Below are 21,995 nucleotides of genomic sequence, written 5' to 3' on the forward strand. Positions count from 1 at the left end.
CCGCACACCAGGGGCAAGGTCGGCGGCACGGGGCGCCGGGCGCGGATTCGGCGGTTTCGGGCAGCTCCGGGGCGGCAGCAGCGGGCAGGAGCCGTCGAGCATAGGGGCGGACCCGGTCCGGACGCCGCCGCGGCGGAACCCCGTGCGAGGGAAGCGGAGGGATCACCATTCCTCCTCGAAGGGAAGGTGGCCGGAGCGAAGGCTTCGCAACGCGCGGTCGGCCCACTTTTCGGGAACGCCTTCCAGGACCAGCCATGCGCGGACCGTCGTGTAGTCGGCCGCGAATCCGGGCGGTCGCCCCGAGTCGCCCGAGCGGGCGTGGAGGCGCCGCACGGTGAACTCCTCGCGGCAGTCGCCGCCGGGGTCGCGCTCGACGGCGAGCGCGTCGTAGAGACTGATCGACGTCTTGGCGCCGACGGAGCTGAACCGGGCGAGGATCATGCCGCCGCCCTCCGTGCCGGTCCGAGCCGGAGCGTGCCGGAGTCGAGACCGCCGACCGTCGCGGCGGCCCCGGTTCGACGTAGGGGCAGGTGGGAGTCCGCGTAGGTTTCGGCGATCCGGCGCGGTGCCGCGTGCAGCCCGCGCGCCGGTCGCGCGAGCCGGGCGAGCAGGGCGATCGGGGCCATCAATCCCAGTAGGATCGACATCGTTCTCAGCTCCTTGGTAGCTGGGGACCACGCCCCCGGACGTTGCTGCGTCGCGGGGGTCTTTCTATGGCCAACAGCATGACCCCGCGTATACCGCTCGTCCATGAATATCGCTGAAGAGCGAAATCATTTTATAGGAAGCGGTTGCCGGCGGTCGGTTGGCGGTAGAAACTGAATTCATGGTGAAACCCAAGAACCCCGCCTTTCGGTCCTTCGGGCAGGCGGTGCGAAAGTGGCGCGATGTCGCAGGTATGACACAGACTCAGCTCGCCCGAGCGGCCCGCATATCCCAGTCGCAGCTCAGCTCGATTGAGACTGGCGCAAAAGGTACAAGCGCGGATCAGGTTCGCAGGATCGATGGCGTTCTTACCGCCGGTGGGGACTTGGTGAAACGGTGGAACGAGCTCGACGATGAGAGCAGGGGGTTCGCTGCTTGGTTCCTTGACGTGGTCTCGATCGAGCGCGAGGCATCCGAGATCAGGGTCTATCAGCCGCTAAGTGTCCCCGGACTGATTCAGACACCGGGCTATGCCCGCGCCATCACTCAGCAAGGGCACCCCGAATTGACCCGATCGGAGGTTGACGAGCGCGTAGCCGCAAGGTCGGATCGGCAGGCGATCCTCGAAGATCCGGACGGCCCGATGGTGCGAGTAGTGGTGGAAGAGCATGTCCTTCGCCGCCCGACAGGCGGATATGACATCATGCGAGCGCAGTTGGAACACTTGGCTAAAGTGTCCCGCTCGTCACGCTTGTCCCTACAAGTAGTACCCATGGCCTCGACCGTGCATCCGGGGACAGACGGCGCGTTCCACGTCTTCACCGTCCCGGGGCGGGGGCCCGTTGTCTATACGGAGTCGCGCCGGTATGGGAACGCGTCGGATGACCAGGAAGCCTTCGAAGATTACATGTCGGTCTTTGCGGAGATTCGAGGGATAGCGCTTCCCCCGGAGGCCTCCCGGGAGTTGGTCGGCAAGATCGAGGAGGAGTTCAAATGAGTGGCACCCGAAAATGGCACAAGAGCAGCTACAGCAGTGGCGGAGCTGACAACTGCGTCGAGGTTGCCGAGGGCGTCCAGACCCTCGTGCGCGACACCCGGCACCGCGAGCACGGCCACCTCGTGTTCCCCGCGCAGGAGTGGCAGGCCTTCCTCGCCGGTATCAAAGACTTCTAACCGCCAGACCCCCCACGAGCCTCCGCCGGTTCCGGCGGGGGCTCGACCGTTTTCAGGGGGTCCGCAGGCCGCTTGACACGAAGTGCTTGTGTGTAAACAGTGTGGGTGACGTTTCCGGTATATCCGCAAGGAGTGCTCCCTCCATGGCCCAGTCGCCCCCCACTGCCGGCGCACTGCCCGACATCTCCGACATCGACCTGTCGGACAACGAGTTCTGGAAGCAGCCGCTGGAGGAGCGCCACGCCGCCTTCGCCCGGCTGCGGGCCCATCCGCCGCAGTTCTTCGCCGAACCGGACATGGGCCCGCTGCCGCCCGGCCCCGGCTACTACGCGCTGGTCACCCACGCCGACGTCGCCGAGGCCAGCCGCGAACCGGGCGTCTTCGCCTCCCAGCCCAGCGCCATCTCGATCCCGGACATGCCCCCGGACTTCGCCGAGTACTTCGGCTCGCTGATCAACCTCGACGACCCGCGCCACGCCCGCCTGCGGCGCGTCGTCTCGCGCGGTTTCACCCCGCGCATGCTCACCCGCCTGCAGGAGGACGTGGAGCGCCACGCCGCGCGCATCGCCGACGACCTCCGCGAGACCGGACCCTGCGACTTCGTCTCCCGCGTCGCCGCACGCCTGCCGCTGGTGGTCATCTGCGAGATGATGGGCATCCCCGAGGAACGGCACCGGGAGGTGCTGGAGAACTCCAACGTCGTGCTGGCGGGCAACGACCCGGAATACCTCGGCGACGACGCCGAAACCGCGATGACGCGGCTGCTGGAGGCGGGGGAGAACCTGTCGCGCCTGCTGGCTGAGCTTGCCGCGCAGCGGCGCGCCGAACCCACCTCCGACCTGACCTCCGCGCTGGTCAACGCCAACGTCGACGGCGAGTCGCTGACCGACCAGGAACTGGGCTCGTTCTTCATCCTGCTGGCCGTGGCCGGCAACGAGACCACGCGCAACGCCATCAGCCACGGCCTGCGCCTGCTCACCGAGAACCCGAAGCAGCGCGAACTGCTCTGGTCGGACTTCGAGACCCACGCCCCCGGCGCCGTCGAGGAGATCGTCCGCCACGCCTCGCCGGTGGTGTGGATGCGGCGGACCCTCACCCGCGACCACGAGATGAACGGGCACACCTTCCGCGAAGGCGACAAGACGCTGCTCTACTACGCTTCGGCCAACCGCGACTCCGCGGTCTTCGAGGACCCCGACACCTTCGACATCACCCGCAAACCCAACCCGCACCTGGGCTTCGGCGGCCCCGGCCCGCACTTCTGCCTGGGCGCCCACCTGGCCCGGCGCGAGGTCACGGTGATGCTCCGCGAGCTGCACCGGAGTGTGCCCACGATCCGCGCCGCGGCCCCGCCCAAGCGGCTGGCCTCGAACTTCGTCAACGGGATCAAGTCGATGCCCTGCGAGTTCTGACGGCACCGGCGAGCCGCCGCGCGGGCGGCGGGCTCGCCTGACACGGGAAACGGGTACACACCGTGACCGTATAAGGCGGTACCGTTGTCGTCCGGTCGCGCAGGTGCGAAGACGGTGCTCAAGCGTTGCCGGGGCCGCTGGTTGTCGATTACTTCACACCGGCCGTTATTTTGCGTAAGTTTCTTACCACCCGGGGGGATCGCGAGTGGACGGGAGATCTCCGATGGCACGCACCTGCGCCCGACGACCGCGAGCCGCCGCGGCGGCCGCCGCCCTGGCCCTCCTCGCCGCCGCGTGCGGCGGGGGAGGCGGCGACGGCGAAGGCCAGACCCTCGACGTCTGGATCATGGAAGGCACCCACCCCGACGCCACCGCCTACTTCGACGACATCGGCGAGCGGTTCCGCGAACAGACCGGCGCCGAGGTCGACGTGGAGTTCGTGCCCTGGGCCGACGCCCACGACAAGTTCACCACCGCCATCGCCGGCAACACCATGCCCGACGTCGCCGAGGTCGGCACCACCTGGACCACGGAGTTCGCCGGTGCGGGCGCGCTGGCGGACCTCTCCGACCACGTCGGCTCGACCGACGCCTACGTGCCCGGCCTGACCGAGGCCGGCACGTTCGACGGCGGCCTCTACGGCGTGCCCTGGTACGCCGGTGTGCGCGCCGTCATCTACCGCACCGACGTCTTCGAGGATCTCGGCCTGGAGGAGCCCACCACCTGGGAGGAACTGCGCGAGACGGCCATCACCGTCTCCGAGGAGCGCGACGGCATGACCGCCTTCCCCGTGCCGGGCGACGCCGTCTACCAGGCGCTGCCCTTCGTCTGGGGCAACGGCGCCGATATCGCCTCCTCCTCCGACGGGCGGTGGAGCTCAGGGCTGGACTCCGCCCAGGCGCGCGAAGGTCTCTCCTTCTACACCGGCCTCGCCCTGGAGGACGGCGTCTCCAGCACGGGTGCCGGAACCTGGAAGGAGACCGACCTCCAGGACAACTTCATCTCCGGCGACGTCGCCATGATGATCGGCGGCAGCTGGACGCCCGCCGCCATACTGGAGGCCAACCCCGACCTGGAGGGCGACATCGGCGCCTTCCCGATCCCCGGCCCCGACGGCGGCTACAGCCCGTCCTTCCTCGGCGGCTCGCACCTGTCCGTCTTCAACGCCGCCGAGGACCCCGATCTGGCCTGGTCCTACGTCGAGACGGTGACCAACGACGACAACGCCCGCCGCTGGTCCGAGGCCACCACCTACTTCCCCGGCAAGCGGAAGCAACTGGAGCCCTACACCGCCTCCGACGACCCGCTCGTGCGGCCCTTCGCCGAGCAGATGAGCGAGGCCGGGCGCGGCCTGCCCGCCACCGAGAACTTCGGCAAGGTGCAGGGCGACATGGTGCTGGAGGCCATGCTGCAGGACATCCTCAACGAGGAGGCGACGGTGGGGGAGGCCACCGCGCGCGCCGCCGAGGAGGTCGAAGGCATCCTCAACGAAGGCTCCTGAACCCGTGGCCGACCCCCTCACCACCCGGCAGGCCGGCGTGCCCGGAGCCCCGGTGCGCGCACCGGGGCCGAGGAGGAGCGGCGCGCCGGCCGCGGCCGGGCGCAGCGGTCCCCGCCGCCCCCGGCTGAGCGCCCGCACCCGGCGGCGCTGGCTGCCCTGGACGCTGCTCGCCCCCGCCCTGGCGGTCATCGCGGTCCTGCTGCTGTTGCCGCTGGGGCGCGTGGTGTGGCTGTCGGTGCAGGACTACGGCCTCGACAACGTCGTATCGGGACGCAGCGACTACATCGGGCTGGACAACTACGCCCGCCTGCTCACCGACCGCTACCTGTGGACCGTCGCGCTGCCCAACACCGCGGTGTTCGCCCTGGTCGCCGTGGTCGGCACGGTGGTCTTCGGCACCCTTGTCGCGCTGCTGCTCAACACCCTCAGCAGGATCGCCCGCACCGCGGTGCTCGGCTGCGTCCTGATCGCCTGGGCCATGCCCGCGGTCTCGGGCACCTACGTGTGGATCTGGATCTTCGACGTCGACGACGGGCCGGTACGGCGGCTGCTGCAGGCCGTCGGCATCGTGGGACCCGAGGGGTACAACTGGTTCGCCGAACGGGTGACGTTCTACGCCGTCGCCGCGCTCAACGTCATCCACCACGGGTTCCCGTTCGTGGCGGTGACCGTTCTCGCCGGACTGCTGACCATCCCGCGCGAGCTGCACGAGGCGGCGCTGCTGGACGGCGCCGGCGCCTGGCAGCGGTTCCGCAACGTCACGGTCCCCACCATCCGCCCGGTCTTCGCCGTGGTCACCATCCTCTCCACCATCTGGGACTTCAAGGTGTTCGCGCAGGTCTACCTGATGCCCGGCGGGTCGGGCGGCAACCGCGACGTGCTCAACCTCGGCGTGTGGTCCTACGTGCGCTCCTTCGCCAACCAGTCCTACGGCCTGGGATCGGCCATCGCCGTGCTGCTCACGCTGATGCTGCTGGCGATCACGGTCGGCTACCTGCGCACCATCTTCCGCGACGAGGAGCTGCGGTGAGCGCCCGCGGCCGCCGCGGACCCGCCGCGCGCCGCCTGGCGCGCCCGGCGCTGCGCGCCCTGGCGGTGGCGGGAGTACTGGCCTTCACGCTGTTCCCCGCCTACTTCATGCTCGTCAGCGCGCTGTCGGAGGGGCCGTCCTCGGGCACCGACGCGCTGCTGCCCACCTCGATGACCTGGGAGAACTTCCGCTTCGTGCTGGCCGAGGCCGGGTTCCTGCGCTACCTGGGCAACTCGCTGGCCGTCGCCGGGCTGACGGTCGTCGGCAGCAGCGTGCTGGCCCTGCTGGCGGCGGTCGCGGTGGCCCGGTTCCGGTTCCGCCTGCGCACCACCGTGCTCGTGCTGGTGCTGACCGTGCAGATGGTGCCGCTGGAGGCCCTGGTCATCCCGTTGTTCCTGCAGGTGCGCGACCTGCAGATGCTCAACTCGCTGCTCGGCCTGGCAGCCGTCTACATCGCCCTGGCGCTGCCGTTCGCGGTGTGGATGCTGCGCGGGTTCGCCGCCGCCGTGCCCGCCGAGGTCGAGGAGGCCGCCTACATCGACGGCTGCTCGTGGGGCCGGATGTTCTGGTCGGTGCTGTTTCCGCTGGTGGCACCCGGGCTGGTGGCCACCGGCGTCTTCTCCTTCATCACCGCCTGGAACGAGTTCATCCTGGCGCTGACCTTCATGAACCAGTCCGACAAGTACACCGTGGCCGTGGGGCTGCGGCAGTTCTTCGGCCAGTACACCACCGACTGGAGTTCGGTCATGGCCGCCTCCACGGTCATCACCCTGCCCGTGATGGCGTTCTTCCTGCTCGTGCAGCGCGGGCTGGTCGCCGGACTCACCCAGGGAGCGGTCAAGTGAGCAGCGGAGCCGCAGCCGTCCGGCTACCGCAGCGAGGCGCGTAGCGCCACCGGAGCGACGTGCCGGGCCGGAACCGCCGGCTTCAGGCGCGGGGCGGGGCTCGCGACCGGCGCGCCCGCGCCTTGACCGCCCGCCCCGGGTTCGCAAAGGTGGCGGCTGACGACAGCCGGGACGCGCCGCACGAAGGGGCGATATGGACGCCGAGTCGACCGAGCACCCGATCGAACCCGAGGCCCCGTGGCCCAGAAGCCCCACGACCGTGCAGATCCGCTGCAACTCCTGCATGCAGCTGCGCTACTTCGCCGACCGCCACGCCGACCACCTCGGCGAGTACAGCCCGGGGCCGCACTGCAAGTCCTGCGGCAAGCCGATCGAGTTCCGCTGCGTGGTCTGCGGCGCCCAATGGCGGCCGCTGTGACCCCCGCCGGGAGGCCGCCGCTTCCGGGGCGGACCGGCCCCGCCGACGGGGGAGCGGCGCCCGCACGACGCACCTGCCCACGTCGTCGTGCGGGGCCGAAACCGCCCCTCAGCGCAGTTCGCGCTTGAGGATCTTGCCGGTCGCCGTCATCGGCAGCGAGTCGCGGAACTCGACCAGCCGGGGATACTTGTAGGCGGCCATCCGCTCCTTGCACCACTCCAGGAGCTGCTCCTGGGTCAGCGAGGCGCCCTCCTCGCGGATGATGTACGCCTTGATCTCCTCGCCGTGCGACTCGTGCTCGACGCCCACCACCGCGGCCAGGCTGACCTCGGGGTGCGTCATCAGCACCTCCTCCAGCTCGCGCGGGTACACGTTGTAGCCGCCCCGGATGATCATGTCCTTGGAGCGGTCGACGATGAAGTAGAAGCCCTCCTCGTCGCGGCGCGCGATGTCGCCGGTGCGGAACCAGCCGTCGCTGAACACCTGCGCGTTGGCGTCGGGGCGGTTGTGATACCCCTTCATCACGCAGTGGCCGCGCACCGCGATCTCGCCGGGCCCCTCGCCCTCCACGGCGTTGAACTCGCTGTCGACCAGCTTCATCTCGACGCCCCAGACGGGTCGGCCGATCGAGCCCGTCTTGGCCTTGACCTTCGGATTGTTGAAGGAGACCACCGGCGAGGTCTCCGAGAGCCCGTAGCCCTCCAGCACCTCCACCCCGAAGCGGTCCTTCATGTTGCGCTGCACCTCGCCGGGCAGTGCGCTGCCGCCCGAGACCGCGGTGCCCAGGTTGGAGGTGATGGCCGCCATGTCGTGGTCGCCCTTGGCGCCCAGCAGGCCCCAGTACATGGTGGGCACCCCCGCGAAGACGGTCACGTGCTCCTTCTCCATCAGCGACAGCGCCTCGTCGGCGTCGAAGCGGGCCTGCAGCACCAGGGTCGCGTGCCGGTACAGGCCGCAGTTCAGCATCGTCGTCTGGCCGAAGATGTGGAACAGCGGCAGCACCGTCAGGTAGACGTCGCGGTCGGCCCTCTCGAACAGCGAATCCGAGGCCACCGCGTTGAACAGCAGGTTCATGTGCGACAGCTCGGCGCCCTTGGGAGAGCCGGTGGTGCCGCTGGTGTAGATGAGGACGGCGGTGTCGTCGGCCTCGGTCTGGACCGTGGAGAAGGCTCCGGTGGTGCCGGCCAGCGCGGCCCACAGGGTCTCGGCGCCGTCGATCTCGGACTCCGTGGCGCCGGGGGAGCCCGGCAGGTCGATGTAGGTCTCGCAGGAGTCGGTCTCGTTGAAGGCGGCGAACGCCCGCTCGCCCAGCGGCAGGTCGGGCGTGCCGGTGAAGGCGAACAGCGCCTTGGCCCCCGAGTCCTCCAGGTGGAACGCGATCTCGCGGGAGGTCAGCAGTACGTTGAGCGGTACCACCACGGCCCCGGCCTTGAGCGCGCCGAAGTAGACGAACGGGAAGTAGGGCGTGTTGGGACTGGCAAGGGCGACGCGGTCACCGCGCTTGACGCCGCGCGCGGTGAGCAGCTCGGCCACCTGGTTGGCGATCATGTTCGCCGTGGCGTAATCGATCCGCAGGTCACCGAATACCAGGCAGTCGCGGTCGGGGACCGCCCGGGCGCCGTCTTCGAGAAGTGCGGCGAGGTTGAGCATGGCGCCTCCAGCTGTGCGAGGTGGTTTCGGTCACTGTTCTACCGCACAGTAACTTGGTTGCGGCTGGTGGGGTAGTTGCCACCGGCGCCGGGCGTCATTCCTCGTCGCGCATCAGCGTCACGCTCGCCGGCTGGGCCTGGGACTCGCTGATCCCGATCTCGGAGACCCGCCAGGACGCCCCGCCGGCCTCAAGATGATCGCCCAGGCTGAGCGTGTACTCGGAGGGCGGACCGTCCGGGGGCAGGGCCGTGATCACCACGGTCGGCTCCGTCCCGTCCTCGTAGCCGGTCAGCTCCAGTTCGACGGGCTCGTCTGCGCCCTCGGCGGCGACCGAGGCCGAGGCGCCCTCCATCAACTGGACGCGGTCGTTGTCCACCCCGAGAACCGGGGCGGAGCTGCTCGGCGCGGGCTCGGGCGCGCCCTGGGCGCAGGCCGCGGCTCCCGCCAGCAGGGCGGCCGCCGCAGCGGCGGCGATCGCGATCCGAGGGGTGCGGCGGGCGGCGTCGAACACGGTCATCTTCGGTGGATCTCCACGGATTCGGGGGATGGCGCGCGCAGGGCGCACCGGCGGGGCAGCGGTGGCGGGGGCCGGCTCGGCGCAGTGCCGGCGCGGCTCAGGGAAGGGAAGGGGCGAATACGGGGAGGCCCTCCGACCCCATTCTCCCATCGCCGCGGTGAACCGGGCGCAACGGAACCTTTTCCCGGCGGCGTATTCGGTTAGTAGGCCCCTAAGCGAGCCACACGGACGACCCCGAGGAGTCCGCGATGCCCATGTGGATTTGGACCATCGGAATCCTGGTCCTGGCGACCGCGGTGTTTGCGACCTGGCGCCTGGTGCAGTTGACCGACCAACCGCGTACCTACTTCCGCGCCGGCCTGGCCGACCCCCAGCGCCGCCGCTTCCCCTGGCGGCAGCGCGGCGCGTTCGCACCGCAGACCGTCGTCGAGGAGACCACCGACCGCGGTGCCATGGAGACCGACATCGACCACGAGACGGCCCTCGCCATCGAGGGCGAGCGCCACGAGACCACGCCCATCACCACCGACGTCGACCGCGAGACCCGCCGACTGCTCGACGAAGAGGCGACCGGGCGCCCCGCCCTGGAGCGCGACGCCGAGATCCACCGCCCGGTCCCGGAGGAGGCCGAGCTCGAACCCGAACCCGTCCGCCAGCGCCGCCTCGCCGCCGAGGAGCACGAACGCGCCGCCATCGAGTTCCGCCGCGCGGCCGGCGCCCGCGATTCCCAAGGCGCCCCCGCCGACGAACCCGCCGAGGGCAGGTCCGGAGCCATCCCCCGTCCCGGGGAAATCCGGAGAGACCGCAAGAGGTAGGGCGGCGTCCGCCTGATCCCACCCCCGGCCGCAGGCCGCACCGGCCGGGGGCGCCGCCGCGGCGTCCGGGGAGCGTCCCGAACCGCGCTAACCTTGGTGCGAAGACCCGGCTGGCAGCCCGCCGCGGTGGCGCCGACCCCCGAGGGCGCGCGGCGACGAAGCCGCGACCTCCCAGCCGCCACGTGCCCTCAAGTGCGACCGGTTAGAGGACGAACCAGCGATGACAGCGGTAGACGGAGACCAGGTGGCGAGCGACTCCTACGACGCTCGCGCGCTCCAGGACAAGTGGCAGGCGCGATGGGCCAAGGAGAACCCCTTCACGGCCAGTGAGGACCCGGCCGACGACCGTCCGCGCTCCTACGTCCTCGACATGTTCCCTTATCCCTCCGGCGACTTGCACATGGGCCACGCCGAGGCGTTCGCCATCGGCGACGTCGTCGCCCGCTACCGCTTCCAGCTCGGCGAGAACGTCCTGCACCCCATCGGCTGGGACTCCTTCGGCCTGCCCGCCGAGAACGCCGCCATCAAGAACGGCACCCACCCCGCCGAATGGACCTACGCCAACATCGAGACCCAGGCGGAGTCCTTCAAGCGCTACGGCGTATCGCTGGACTGGACGCGCCGCCTGCACACCAGCGACCCCGAGTACTACCGGTGGAACCAGTGGCTGTTCCTGCGCTTCTTCGAGCGCAGCCTGGCCTACCGGAAGGAAGGGCTGGTCAACTGGTGCCCCCAGGACCAGACCGTGCTCGCCAACGAGCAGGTCGTGCAGGGCCGCTGCGAGCGCTGCGGCAGCGAGGTCGCGCGCCGCAGCCTGAACCAGTGGTACTTCCGCATCACCGAATACGCCGACCGCCTGCTCGAGGACATGGAGCAGCTGGAAGGCAACTGGCCCGAGCGTGTGCTGCTGATGCAGCGAAACTGGATCGGCCGCTCCACCGGCGCCGACGTCGACTTCACGATCGAGGGCCGCGCCGAGCCGGTCACCGTCTTCACCACCCGGCCCGACACCCTCTACGGTGCGACCTTCTTCGTGGTCGCGGCCGACGCCCCGCTGGCCGACGAGCTGTGCACGCCCGAGCACCGCGCCGACCTCGACGCCTACAAAGAGCAGGTGGCCCGGCTCAGCGACATCGACCGCCAGTCGATCGAGCGTGAGAAGTCCGGCGTCTTCCTCGGCCGCTACGCGATCAACCCGGTCAACGGCGAGCGCATCCCCGTGTGGGCCGCCGACTACGTGCTCGCCGAGTACGGGCACGGGGCCATCATGGCCGTGCCCGCCCACGATCAACGCGACCTCGACTTCGCGCTCACATTCGACCTGCCCGTGCGCGAGGTCGTCGAGACCGGCGAGGGCGATCCCGCCGAAACCGGAACGGCCACCCCCGGCGAAGGCCGCCTGATGAACTCCGGGCCGCTGGACGGCCTGGCCAAGGGCGAGGCGATCGACCGCATCATCGAGGTCCTTCAGGAGCGCGGCACCGGCACCGCCTCGGTCAACTACCGGCTGCGCGACTGGCTGCTGTCGCGCCAGCGGTTCTGGGGCACGCCGATCCCGATCATCCACTGCCCCGACTGCGGTGAGGTCCCCGTCCCCGACGACCAGCTGCCGGTGAAGCTGCCCGACAACCTCAGGGGCGCCGACCTGGCCCCCAAGGGCGTTTCCCCGCTGGCCGCGGCCGCCGACTGGGTCAACGTCGAGTGCCCCGCGTGCGGCGGCGCCGCCGAGCGCGACACCGACACGATGGACACCTTCGTCGACTCGTCGTGGTACTACCTGCGCTACTGCTCCCCGCACACCGGTGACGCGCCTTTCGACGTCGACAAGGTCGCCGAGTGGGGGCCGATCGACCAGTACGTGGGGGGTGTGGAGCACGCGATCCTGCACCTGCTCTACAGCCGCTTCTTCACCAAGGTGCTCTACGACATGGGCCTGGTGTCCTTCACCGAGCCCTTCCGCCGCCTGCTGAACCAGGGCCAGGTCATCAACCAGGGCAAGGCCATGTCCAAGTCCCTGGGCAACGGCGTCGACCTGGGCGAGGAGATCGAGAAGTACGGTGTGGACGCCGTACGGCTGACCGTCCTCTTCTCCGGCCCGCCCGAGGACGACATCGACTGGGCCGACGTCTCCCCGGCGGCCTCCCTGAAGTTCCTGAACCGCGCCTTCCGGGTCATGGTCGAGGCCGGTGCCGCCACCGCGCCCGGCGCCGACCCCTCCCAGGGCGACGTGGCGCTGCGCAAGGCCACCCACCAGGCGCTGGACAAGATCACCGTCGCCGTGGAGGCCCACAGGTTCAACGTCGCCGTCGCGCGGCTGATGGAGCTGGTCACCGCCGCGCGCAAGGCAATCGACTCCGGCCCCGGCGCGCAGGACCCCGCTGTGCGAGAGGCCGCCGAGGTCATCGCGGTCACCCTGTCGCTGTTCGCTCCCTACGCAGCCGAGGAGGGCTGGGAGCGCCTCGGCCACGCCGGCTCGGTCGCCATCGGCAATTGGCGCACCCCCGTGCCCGAGCTGCTGACCCAGGAGTCGGTCACGTGTGTCGTGCAGGTCTCCAGCAAGGTCCGTGACAAGCTGGAAGTCGCTCCCGACATCGAGCCCGATGAGCTGGAGCGGCTCGCACTCGCCTCGGAGAAGGTCCAGAGCTTCATCGGCGGCAAGGAGGTCCGCAGGGTCGTGGTCAAGGCGCCCAAGCTGGTCAACGTCGTGGTGGCCTGACGAATGAACCGGATCGGGCGCGCACTGGGCTTCCCCGGCGGCGGCCAGGAGGGTTCACCGCGGCGGCTGTGGATCGCCGCGGGTGCAGGAGCGCTTCTGCTGGTGGTCGTCGCGGTCACCGCGGGTCTGCTGTGGGGGCGCGGTTCCCCGGCCGTCGGCGCCGACGAGGCCGACACCCACGCCGCCGCCCCCGCGTGCTCCTCGGTGCCCCGCCAGGAGGTCCGCGAACTCGTGCCCGACGCGGCGCTGGAGACCAGCGCGCACGGCCCGATGGACAACGCCGACAGCTCCACCTGCGTGTGGACCTCCGTCGGCACCGAGGGTCCGCCGCGCTCGCTGCACGTCGACTTCACGGCCCACTTCACCGACAAGGCCGGCGATGTCAGCGGCGCCCGCGCCGCTGACCGCAGGCTGGAGCAGCTGGCCCCCATCGGCGGGCTCGAGGGCGCCGAACCCGTGCCCGAGCTGGGCGAGGGGGCACTGGTCTGGCCGGGCACCTCCGACGGCACGTCGGCCGAAGTCGCCTTCCGCCGCGACAACATGCTCATCCAGGTCTTCTACGGCGGCGACGCCGACGGTGGCGGCGGCATGGGCTACGACGCGGCCAGAGACAGCGCCATCGGCCTCGCCGAGCAGGTGGCCGCGTCGCTGTAGCCGCGAGCCCCACCCGCGCGGCCGCGCACAGGCGTACCCGTGGGCGATGCCGGGCCGAGGCGGGGTAGTAGCGTGGCCGACCGCGCTTTGCGCGCCGTGTGCCTCACAGGCGCCGAGCAACACCAGGCGATCACCACCAGGACAGGGGAGGCACCGATGCCCCAGCCACCTTCGGGCGGTCCGGGACCCGGGGCGCACGATCCGCCCGGCGGCTCGGCGGCCCGGCCTCCGGGGGAGCACGGGGACGGGCCCGGCGAGCCGCAGGAGCACCAAGCGGGGCATGAGGACGCTTCCGCGCCCAACAGCGGGCGCGAGCCCGCCGGTCCGCCGCTCGGCGCCCCTCCGCAGCCCGAACCCATCTCGACGGCACCGTCGCAGAGTCGCGGATGCGCGACCGCGGCCATCGCCGCGCTGGCCGTCGTGGTGCTGGCCCTGGTCGGCGCCGGAGTGTGGGCGATCGTGGCGCTCGGCTCGGCCCCGAGCGGCGAATACGGCGCGGCGCCCGACTGCTCCGTGGCCCCCGAGGAGGTGCTCGACGCCTTGGTGCCTGCCCGCGAGACCGAGCTGAACCGGCGGATCGAGAACTTCGACCCTGAGCTCCGCGACGGCTACGAGTGCCGCTGGGCCACCCCGCAGACCGCCGCCCGCGTCCCCGCCGTCGCCCGCTTGGCGCTCGTCCGCTACGCCGACCGCACCGGCACCCCGGGGACCGAGGCCGCTTCCACCGCACTGCGGGCCGCGGCGCAGGACAAGGACGCCCACACCATCTCCGACGTCGGCGATGAGGCCGAGGCCTGGAACGAGACGCTGCGGGGATTCGACTGGGGCTGCGTCGGGGTGCGGATGTCGAACCTGTACACCATGGCCTGCCACACCGCCGCTGTCAGCTACCAGGCCGACGCGTCCATCCCCGGCGACGTGGCGCTGTCCAACGCCGAGTCGCTTGCGCGCGCTGTCGCCGACGAGATCGAGCAGGGCGACTACTGAACGGTGCCCGGCACCCCTCCGGCGGTCCCCTAGAGCCCCGCCTCCGACTCCAGGAATTCGCGGAGAGCGGGTCCCACGTCGGGGGAGAAGCGGCGGTCGGCGTCGAGGACCGCCGCGCCAGGGGCGTCGCTGTACATCCGGAACACGTGGTCGGCGCCCTCGATGTCGACGCGTTCGGCGCCGGACAGGCCGTCCATGAGGCGGTCGACGTCGTCGCCGGTGATCTGGGAATCGGCGGTGCCGTGCAGCACCAGGGTGCCGGTGCCGTCGGGCAGGCCACCGGCCAGCTCGCGCGGGTCCATGGTGTCGATCCTGCGCAGGAAGGGCACGAACTCGGGAGTGAAGATCCTCTCCACCTCAGGAGCGAGGTTCAGCTCGTCCACGCCTTCGCCGTCACGGATCCGGGCGACGGCGTAGCGCACGTCGGACAGTGTCTCCTCGGCCTGGGCGAAGTCCAGGGAACCGGCGGCCTCGGCCCGGCGGACCTGCTCGGTGAGCTGGCGGTCGACGGTGTCGAGGTAGCGCCGGCCGGGCGGGGCGGCGAGGACGAGGGCGCTGGGCGGGTGCTCCTCGACGATCTCGTGGGCGTTCAGCGCGAACAGCGCGCCTTCGCTGTGTCCCAGCACGATCAGCCGGGACGGGTCGACCTCGGGCTGGGCGGCCAGGTGGGCGTAGGCGTCGGCGAACTCCTGGGCGAAGACGCCGTAGCCGATGGTCTCGTCGTCCTCGCGCGAGGCCATGCCCGTCTCGCCGCTGCCGAGCTTGTCGTAGCGCAGGGAGGCGACCCCCGCCGAGGCCAGTACGCGCGCGAAGTTCTTGTTGGTGCCGGCGTCGGGCCGCCCCGGGTTGTCGCCGTTGCGGTCGGTGGGGCCGCTGCCGGAGACGATCAGCGCGGCGGGCAGGTCCGCGCCGCCGCCGGGCGGCAGCGCGAAGGTGCCGTGGAGGGTGTCGGGGCCGCTTTCGAAGGTCACCTGGCGCTGCTGCGGGCGGACGCCGGGCGGCTCGGGGGCGGTGCCGGAGTCTCCGCCGCCGGGGGAGCAGCCGGCGGCGAGCAGCGCTGCCAGAAGCACGGACGGGGCGGCGACGCGCAGAGGGGAGCGGACGGGCATGGCTCCTACCGTAGTGCCCGCCCGGCATCAGCCGACATGCTCGGCGCGAACCGGGAGTCCCGTGCGGAAGCCGGGAGGCGCCGAACGCCGCACGCTCCGTGGCGGGTTCTCGGCACGCAGCACGGTCTTCGGCCCCTGGCGTCGGGGCGGCGCAGTGGTGTAGGGCCGCAGCGGTCACTGCGGCGAACCGCAGGAGGCGGGATAACCGTTGAATTCCGAAAACGCGACGGGTCCGTAATCTCCCGTCGAGATCACGGACCCGTGCCGAAGCGAGTCGAAGTCGTTATAGCGGGGGTGTCATACGCGGCGCAGAACGGTGACGACCTTGCCGAGAATGGTGGCCTCGTCGCCGAGAATGGGCTTGTAGTCGTCGTTCCGCGGCAGCAGCCACACGTGGTCGGCGTCGCGCTTGAAGGTCTTCACCGTGGCCTCGTCATCGAGCAGCGCAGCCACGATGTCGCCGTTGTTGGCGTCGGGCTGCTGGCGGACCACGACCAGGTCGCCGTCGGTGATGGCCGCGTCGACCATCGAATCGCCGACCACGTTCAGCATGAACAGCCGCCCCTCGCCCACGAGCTGCTTGGGCAGGGTGAGCACGTCCTCGATGGACTCCTCGGCCAGGATCGGGCCGCCCGCGGCGATGCGCCCGACCACCGGGACCGCCGTGGCCCGGGATTCGTCGGCCTCGGGAGTCTCCTCCAACTGGTCCCACGAACGGACCGGAGGCTGTCCCGGAATGCGAATTTCGACCGCGCGTGGGCGGTTCTGATCGCGATAGAGATAGCCCTTGCGTTGCAACACCTTCAATTGGTGCGCCACACTGGACGGGCTCGATAGCCCCACCGCGTCGCCGATCTCCCGGATCGACGGCGGATACCCGCGCCGCCGCACGTATCGGTGGATGCAGTTCAATACGCTCTGCTGCCGGGCGGTAAGCTTCGGTGCACTCTCGGCACCGTCGGTGGAATCCTGCGGATCCGCGGGTGGAGCGGCAGTGGACCGGAGCGCGGTGACGGACCCCCCGCCCGCGTGAGGTTCCTGGGTTCCGTGGTTCTCCTCCGGCACGGCCGGCCTCCTCGGGGGTCGGTTGTTCTGGGTGCGGCTATCGGTGCAGGCGTCAGGCGGTCCCCCCGACGTGTGGGACCAGCCAGTCGATCGATCTTCGACAGCGGTAACGCGCGTATCGCCACCTGGAGTGGCGTCGCCGATACCGCAGCGAAACATGTCCAACGTTACTGCGTGCACACGGCAATATCAAACAAACGTTCGAGATGGTGCTGAAAATTTCGCCCGGATGCGGTAGGAATCGAACGTTAGTTCTAATGGACTGGCGTACGAAGGTGAGGGCTGTGTGGCCATGACTCTGTCTGCGTCTCAATCCGCCGCTGCATTCGAATCCCCCGTGACCTGGCCCGACACACCGGCTCCCGAGGGGCCCGACCGGCGCCGCCGACGCGCGCGGCTGTCGGTGGTTCCGGCGCAGGCGCCGTCGGCCGCGGCACCCGCCCGCGGGAGCGAGAGCGCGTCGGCTGCCACCACAGCGATGCCGGGCGCGCACAACGGCGCGCTGTTCGACTGGGCCGAGCAGCTCCCGGAGTGGAGCCGCGCCGCGGCCGCCCCGCGGACCGCGCACCGCTCGCGCACGGCGTATCCGGCTCCCGAGTCGGCCGCCGCCGCTCGCGCCGCGGTCCCGGCGTTCACCGCTGCCGCGGCTCCGGTGCTCACCGCCGCGGTCCAGGTCTGGAACGACCGCCTTACCCGCCGCGGGCGCATGGTCGTGGGCGCTGCCGCCTCGGTCCTGGCCACCGCCGTGCTCGCCTCGCTCGTCATGGCCGCCACCACCGGGGGCGCCTCCGCCTCGGGCGCGCCCGCCGAGAGCGCGATCCGCGAGGAAGCCCCCTCCACCGTCGTCGTCCGCGACGGCGACACGCTGTGGGAGATCGCCGAGCGCGTGCGGCCCGCCGACGACCCGCGCAGCACCGTGCACGAGATCGTCCGGGAGAACGGCCTCGGCGAGTCCGAGCTCGAACCCGGCCAAGAGCTCGTCATGCCGGACTTCTGACCGGACGCCCGAACCGGCCGCACCGGACCCCGGGCGTGTCGATCCAGCGGCGAGCCGCAAGCCGCGCCGGCTCCAGCGCCGGGCGGCACCCGTGCAGGCGCCGCGCCGGGGCCGCCGCGCAGCGTCGGAAGCATGCGTCGGCGCACCGATCGCCCGCGCCCCGAGTCGACCCGCCGCCGATTGCGCCCGGGCCCCTGCGCGCAGCTCCACAGCCGCCGGCACAGCCGCGCCGGTGCCGCCGTGGAGATTTCCCACTGCGCCCGCCGCGGTGCCGGTGCCATGCGCCGACCCGCCGTGCACACGGCCTGAGGACCCTGCGCGGCCTCGGCGTGTGGCCGTCGGCGCGGGCGGCGCGGACGAGTAAGGTACCGACCGGCCGCCCCCGAGGCCGTCGCCGGACATCCGTCCGGATCGCCGCCGGTGCGCCGGTCCTCCTCTTCGCCGAAACGCCACCGCAGGTGCGGGCGCATCCAGGTCCTGCGGCCGGGATCGCCGGAGCGGACGCGCCCGGCTGTGGCCATACACACACGGCGGGGCCGTGTGCGCGGGGACGCAGAGGGCGCGCCCGGCCACCTCACGTGTTTTGGCGCCGGTGACCTGCGGCGCTCTGGCGCCGTCTGCATCAGGGACTTGCGTAGTGGGTAGGGCGGTCATAGGTTAACCACAACATCTAGTGCTCGCCGTGGAACACGCAGCCTAGAAATTGTGCTTTAGTAGGTACCTGATCCTCGTCGATCCACCGCTCCGCGGGCGATTCCGACGGGGACCGGCCACCGGGCCACCGCCGTGCCGGCGCATCCCGCACATCCGCGGGCGGCGCCGTGCGGCCGCGGCGCCGGGGCCGGGACGAGCCGAGCCGATCACGGGGGAGGGACGCCGGCGTGCACTGCCCGTTCTGCCGTCATCCGGACACCCGGGTGATCGACAGCCGGTCCGCCGAGGACGGCTCGGCCATCCGGCGCCGGAGGTCCTGTCCGCAGTGCGAGCGCCGCTTCACCACGCAGGAGACGGTCCTGCTGATGGTGGCCAAGCGCTCGGGCGTGACCGAGCCGTTCTCCCGGACCAAGATCGTCGCCGGTGTGCGGCGTGCCTGCCAGGGGCGGCCGGTCACCGAGGACTCGCTGGCCCAGCTGGGCCAGCAGGTCGAGGAGGAGATCCGCTCCCGGGGCGTGGCCGAGGTCCCCGCCCACGAGATCGGACTGGCGATACTCGGCCCGCTGCGTGAGCTCGACGAGGTCGCCTACCTGCACTTCGCCTCGGTCTACCGCGGATTCGAGTCGCTGGCCGACTTCGAGACCGAGATCGCCGTACTGCGCGAGGGACGGGAGCGAAGCGGGGCCACTCCGGCGCAACCGGCCGAGGCCGAGGACGAGGACTGAAGGACGAGGACAGGGCCGCAGTGGGCGGCCGGGCGAGCACGACGCACCGCACCGGGCCGGGTGGAGCGGTGCATGAACCGGGTACGCGACGAGGAGCAGGGGGAGCGAGATGACTGAGACCGCAAGCGGGGCGGCTCGCAAGGGAAAGGACCGGCGCAAGGGGCTGAAGATGGAGCGCATCTTCACGCAGCCGGACGTCCACCCCTATGACGCGGTCGAGTGGGAGCGCCGCGACGTCGTCATGACCAACTGGCGCGACGGCACGGTCAACTTCGAGCAGCGCGGCGTGGAGTTCCCCGCCGGCTGGTCGATGAACGCCACCCAGATCGTCGCGAGCAAGTACTTCCGCGGCGCGATGGGCACCCCCGAGCGCGAGTGGAGCCTCAAGCAGCTTGTCGACAGGGTGGCCGGCACCTACACCGAGACCGGCAAGGCCTACGGCTACTTCGCCACCGACGAAGACGCCGAGATCTTCGACCACGAGCTCAAGCACGCTCTGGTCAACCAGTACTTCAGCTTCAACTCCCCCGTCTGGTTCAACGTCGGCACCTCCTCCAGCCAGCAGGTCTCGGCATGCTTCATCCTCTCCGTGGACGACACCATGGAGTCGATCCTGGACTGGTACAAGGAAGAGGGGATCATCTTCAAGGGCGGTTCCGGCGCGGGGGTCAACCTCTCGCGGATCCGCTCCAGCAGCGAGCTGCTGACCTCCGGCGGCACCGCCTCGGGCCCGGTGTCCTTCATGCGCGGCGCCGACGCCTCGGCGGGGACCATCAAATCCGGCGGCGCCACCCGCCGTGCCGCCAAGATGGTCGTGCTCGACGTCGACCACCCCGACATCGGGGAGTTCGTCCAGACCAAGGCGCGCGAGGAGCACAAGATCCGCGCCCTGCGCGACGCCGGGTTCGACGTCGACCTGGGCGGCGACGACATGTTCAGCGTCCAGTACCAGAACGCCAACAACTCCGTGCGGGTCTCCGACGCCTTCATGCGCGCCGTGGAATCCGGCTCCGACTTCGGGCTGACGTCGCGTACCTCCGGTGAGGTCGTGGCCACCGTCGACGCCAACGAGCTGTTCCGCACGATGGCCAAGGCCGCCTGGGAGTGCGCCGACCCCGGACTGCAGTACGACGACACCATCAACGACTGGCACACCACGCCCGAAAGCGGGCGTATCAGTGCGAGCAACCCGTGCTCGGAGTACGTCCACCTCGACAACTCCTCCTGCAACCTGGCCTCGATCAACCTGCTGAAGTTCCTCGACGAGAAGGACGAGTTCGACATCGCGTCCTTCGTCAAGCTGACCGAGCTGGTCATCACGGCGATGGACATCTCCATCAGCTTCGCCGACTTCCCCACCGAGAAGATCGGCGAGACGACCCGGGCCTTCCGCCAGCTGGGCATCGGCTACGCCAATCTCGGCGCCCTGCTGATGGCCACCGGCCACGCCTACGACTCCGACGGCGGCCGCGCCGTCGCGGGCGCCATCACCTCGCTGATGACCGGCACCGCCTACAAGCGCAGCGCCGAGATGGCCGGCGTCGTGGGCCCCTACGAGGGCTACGCCAAGAACACCGAGGCCCACAAGCGGGTCATGCGCAAACACGCCGCCGCCAACGACGACCTGCGCGCCGTCGGCTCCATGGACCGCGCCATCTCCACCGCGGCCACCACGGCCTGGCAGCAGTGCCTCAAGACCGGCGAGAAGAACGGCTGGCGCAACGCCCAGGCCAGTCTGCTCGCCCCCACGGGGACCATCGGCTTCATGATGGACTGCGACACCACCGGCATCGAGCCCGACTTCTCGCTGGTCAAGTACAAGAAGCTGGTCGGCGGCGGGTCGATGCAGATCGTCAACCAGGCGATCCCGCGGGCGCTGCGCAACCTCGGCTACCAGGAGGAGCAGGTCGAGGCGATCGTCGAGTACATCGCCGACAACGGCCACGTCGTCGACGCCCCCGGGCTGCGCCCCGAGCACTACGAGGTCTTCGACTGCGCCATGGGCAAGCGCTACATCAAGCCCATGGGCCACGTGGAGATGATGGGCGCTGTGCAGCCGTTCCTCTCCGGCGCGATCTCCAAGACGGTGAACGTGCCCGAGGACGCCACCGTGGAGGACTTCGAGCACATCTACTTCCAGGGCTGGAAGCTGGGGCTCAAGGCGCTGGCGGTCTACCGCGACAACTGCAAGGTCGGCCAGCCGCTGTCCACCGCCTCCACCGAGAGCAAGGAGCAGTCCACGCCCGAGCCGGAGGTCGTCGAGGTCAACCGCCCCGTGCGGCGCCGCCTGCCCAAGAAGCGGCCGAGCCAGACCGTGTCCTTCTCGGTCGGCGGCGCGGAGGGATACATCACCGCGGGCTCCTACCCCGACGACGGCCTCGGCGAGGTCTTCATGAAGCTCGGCAAGCAGGGCTCCACGCTCGCCGGCGTCATGGACGCGTTCTCCATCGCCATCTCGATCGCGCTGCAGTACGGGGTCCCGCTGGAGACCTACGTCGACAAGTTCACCAACATGCGCTTCGACCCGGCGGGGATGACCGACGATCCCGACATCCGCATGGCCCAGTCGGTCATCGACTACATCTTCCGCCGCCTGGCGCTGGACTACCTGCCCTATGACGAGCGCGCCGCTCTGGGCGTGCTCTCGGCCGAGGAGCGCCGCGCTCAGGCCAACGGCGAGGACCCGGCCCAGGTCGCCGCCGAGGTGGAGTCCTACGCCCAGTCGGCTCCGCTGACCCCGGCCGAGCGCGCCGCCGAGGAGGAGGACACCGGAAACTCCGGCGAGGAGGAGCGCGGCGGGCGGCGCTCGACCGTCGAACCGGTCGAGCGCAGCCAGGGCTTCGTCGCCGACGCTCCGTTGTGCGTCACCTGCGGCACCAAGATGCGGCCGTCGGGCAGCTGCTACGCCTGCGAGGGCTGCGGCGCCACCAGCGGCTGCAGCTGAGGCCGGTTAGGCACGGCACGACCGACCGGCGGCGGCCCGAACCAGACCGGGCCGCCGCCGGTTCCCGTCACGGCGGGCCGGACTCGGCCCTTGCCGGCGGGAGGCACTGCGCTAAGCGGGACGGCGACATGATTCGCC

Annotated in this window: 20 protein-coding genes; 14 read left to right on the top strand and 6 right to left on the bottom strand. The window is 70.7% G+C overall.

The genetic code is table 11. The features are described from left to right. Positions 1–162: 162 nt before the first annotated feature. Both LP52_RS14650 and LP52_RS14655 read right to left on the bottom strand, forming a co-directional pair. Positions 163–441, bottom strand: coding sequence for a hypothetical protein (locus LP52_RS14650; RefSeq protein WP_040274147.1), 279 nt, complete (start codon positions 439–441; stop codon positions 163–165). Continuing rightward, the gene (locus LP52_RS14655) at positions 438–647 is read right to left on the bottom strand and encodes a hypothetical protein (RefSeq protein ID WP_040274148.1); all 210 of its coding nucleotides are present in this window, start codon (positions 645–647) and stop codon (positions 438–440) included. The genes LP52_RS14650 and LP52_RS14655 overlap by 4 nt, the downstream gene beginning before the upstream one ends. Before the next feature lie 179 nt (positions 648–826). Between LP52_RS14655 and LP52_RS14660 the strand changes: the two genes are divergently transcribed. The 7 genes from LP52_RS14660 (at position 827) to LP52_RS14690 (ending at position 7,024) form a co-directional block, all read left to right on the top strand. Next, positions 827–1,642 (top strand): helix-turn-helix domain-containing protein, encoded by an 816-nt coding sequence (locus LP52_RS14660; protein ID WP_040274242.1) that lies wholly within the window; start codon positions 827–829, stop codon positions 1,640–1,642. Continuing rightward, the gene (locus tag LP52_RS14665) at positions 1,639–1,818 is read left to right on the top strand and encodes a DUF397 domain-containing protein (protein ID WP_040274149.1); all 180 of its coding nucleotides are present in this window, start codon (positions 1,639–1,641) and stop codon (positions 1,816–1,818) included. The genes LP52_RS14660 and LP52_RS14665 overlap by 4 nt, the downstream gene beginning before the upstream one ends. 143 nt (positions 1,819–1,961) lie before the next feature. Continuing rightward, the gene (locus LP52_RS14670; protein WP_040274150.1) at positions 1,962–3,230 is read left to right on the top strand and encodes a cytochrome P450; all 1,269 of its coding nucleotides are present in this window, start codon (positions 1,962–1,964) and stop codon (positions 3,228–3,230) included. 223 nt (positions 3,231–3,453) lie between these two features. Continuing rightward, complete coding sequence (locus LP52_RS14675) at positions 3,454–4,731, top strand: sugar ABC transporter substrate-binding protein (protein ID WP_040274151.1); 1,278 nt, start codon at positions 3,454–3,456, stop codon at positions 4,729–4,731. A gap of 52 nt (positions 4,732–4,783) precedes the next feature. Then, entirely contained in the window at positions 4,784–5,761 is a 978-nt protein-coding gene (locus LP52_RS14680; protein WP_040274243.1) for a carbohydrate ABC transporter permease, read from the top strand. Then, complete coding sequence (locus LP52_RS14685) at positions 5,758–6,606, top strand: carbohydrate ABC transporter permease (protein ID WP_052809856.1); 849 nt, start codon at positions 5,758–5,760, stop codon at positions 6,604–6,606. The genes LP52_RS14680 and LP52_RS14685 overlap by 4 nt, the downstream gene beginning before the upstream one ends. 193 nt (positions 6,607–6,799) lie before the next feature. Continuing rightward, a complete protein-coding gene (locus LP52_RS14690; protein WP_040274153.1) occupies positions 6,800–7,024 on the top strand; it encodes a hypothetical protein in 225 nt (74 codons plus the stop codon). Between the two features lie 108 nt (positions 7,025–7,132). On the opposite strand, the gene LP52_RS14695 is transcribed toward LP52_RS14690, so the two are convergent. Together LP52_RS14695 and LP52_RS14700 are read right to left on the bottom strand one after the other, a co-directional pair. After that, entirely contained in the window at positions 7,133–8,674 is a 1,542-nt protein-coding gene (locus tag LP52_RS14695; protein WP_040274154.1) for a long-chain-fatty-acid--CoA ligase, read from the bottom strand. 94 nt (positions 8,675–8,768) lie between these two features. After that, on the bottom strand, positions 8,769–9,191 hold the full coding sequence (locus LP52_RS14700; RefSeq protein WP_040274155.1) for a DUF6406 domain-containing protein: 423 nt from the start codon (positions 9,189–9,191) through the stop codon (positions 8,769–8,771). Between the two features lie 248 nt (positions 9,192–9,439). Here LP52_RS14700 and LP52_RS14705 point away from each other — a divergent pair, with 248 nt between their 5' ends. The 4 genes from LP52_RS14705 (at position 9,440) to LP52_RS14720 (ending at position 14,363) form a co-directional block, all read left to right on the top strand. Then, on the top strand, positions 9,440–10,006 hold the full coding sequence (locus tag LP52_RS14705; protein WP_040274157.1) for a hypothetical protein: 567 nt from the start codon (positions 9,440–9,442) through the stop codon (positions 10,004–10,006). A gap of 220 nt (positions 10,007–10,226) precedes the next feature. Beyond that, positions 10,227–12,722 carry a leucine--tRNA ligase gene (leuS, locus tag LP52_RS14710; RefSeq protein WP_040274159.1) on the top strand — a complete coding sequence of 832 codons (2,496 nt, stop codon included), beginning with the start codon at positions 10,227–10,229 and terminating at the stop codon, positions 12,720–12,722. Positions 12,723–12,725: 3 nt separating this feature from the next. Beyond that, on the top strand, positions 12,726–13,376 hold the full coding sequence (locus LP52_RS14715) for a hypothetical protein (protein WP_052809857.1): 651 nt from the start codon (positions 12,726–12,728) through the stop codon (positions 13,374–13,376). Between the two features lie 156 nt (positions 13,377–13,532). Beyond that, the gene (locus tag LP52_RS14720; protein ID WP_052809858.1) at positions 13,533–14,363 is read left to right on the top strand and encodes a hypothetical protein; all 831 of its coding nucleotides are present in this window, start codon (positions 13,533–13,535) and stop codon (positions 14,361–14,363) included. A 29-nt stretch (positions 14,364–14,392) separates the two neighbouring features. Here LP52_RS14720 and LP52_RS14725 read toward each other — a convergent pair whose 3' ends face one another. Next, the gene (locus tag LP52_RS14725; protein ID WP_040274160.1) at positions 14,393–15,472 is read right to left on the bottom strand and encodes an alpha/beta fold hydrolase; all 1,080 of its coding nucleotides are present in this window, start codon (positions 15,470–15,472) and stop codon (positions 14,393–14,395) included. Between the two features lie 297 nt (positions 15,473–15,769). Then, entirely contained in the window at positions 15,770–16,537 is a 768-nt protein-coding gene (gene lexA, locus LP52_RS14730) for a transcriptional repressor LexA (RefSeq protein ID WP_040274161.1), read from the bottom strand. Between the two features lie 337 nt (positions 16,538–16,874). Here lexA and LP52_RS27315 point away from each other — a divergent pair, with 337 nt between their 5' ends. The 3 genes from LP52_RS27315 (at position 16,875) to LP52_RS14745 (ending at position 21,857) form a co-directional block, all read left to right on the top strand. Beyond that, positions 16,875–17,534: a LysM peptidoglycan-binding domain-containing protein gene (locus LP52_RS27315; protein ID WP_052809859.1), complete on the top strand. Its 660-nt coding sequence runs from the start codon at positions 16,875–16,877 to the stop codon at positions 17,532–17,534. Positions 17,535–18,415: 881 nt separating this feature from the next. After that, on the top strand, positions 18,416–18,913 hold the full coding sequence (nrdR, locus tag LP52_RS14740; RefSeq protein ID WP_040274163.1) for a transcriptional regulator NrdR: 498 nt from the start codon (positions 18,416–18,418) through the stop codon (positions 18,911–18,913). A gap of 109 nt (positions 18,914–19,022) precedes the next feature. Next, positions 19,023–21,857, top strand: a complete 2,835-nt coding sequence (locus LP52_RS14745) for a vitamin B12-dependent ribonucleotide reductase (RefSeq protein ID WP_040274165.1) — start codon at positions 19,023–19,025, stop codon at positions 21,855–21,857. The last annotated feature ends 138 nt before the right edge of the window (positions 21,858–21,995 follow it).

Origin of the sequence: Streptomonospora alba (genome assembly GCF_000826685.1) — a bacterium.
Lineage (GTDB): Bacteria > Actinomycetota > Actinomycetes > Streptosporangiales > Streptosporangiaceae > Streptomonospora > Streptomonospora alba.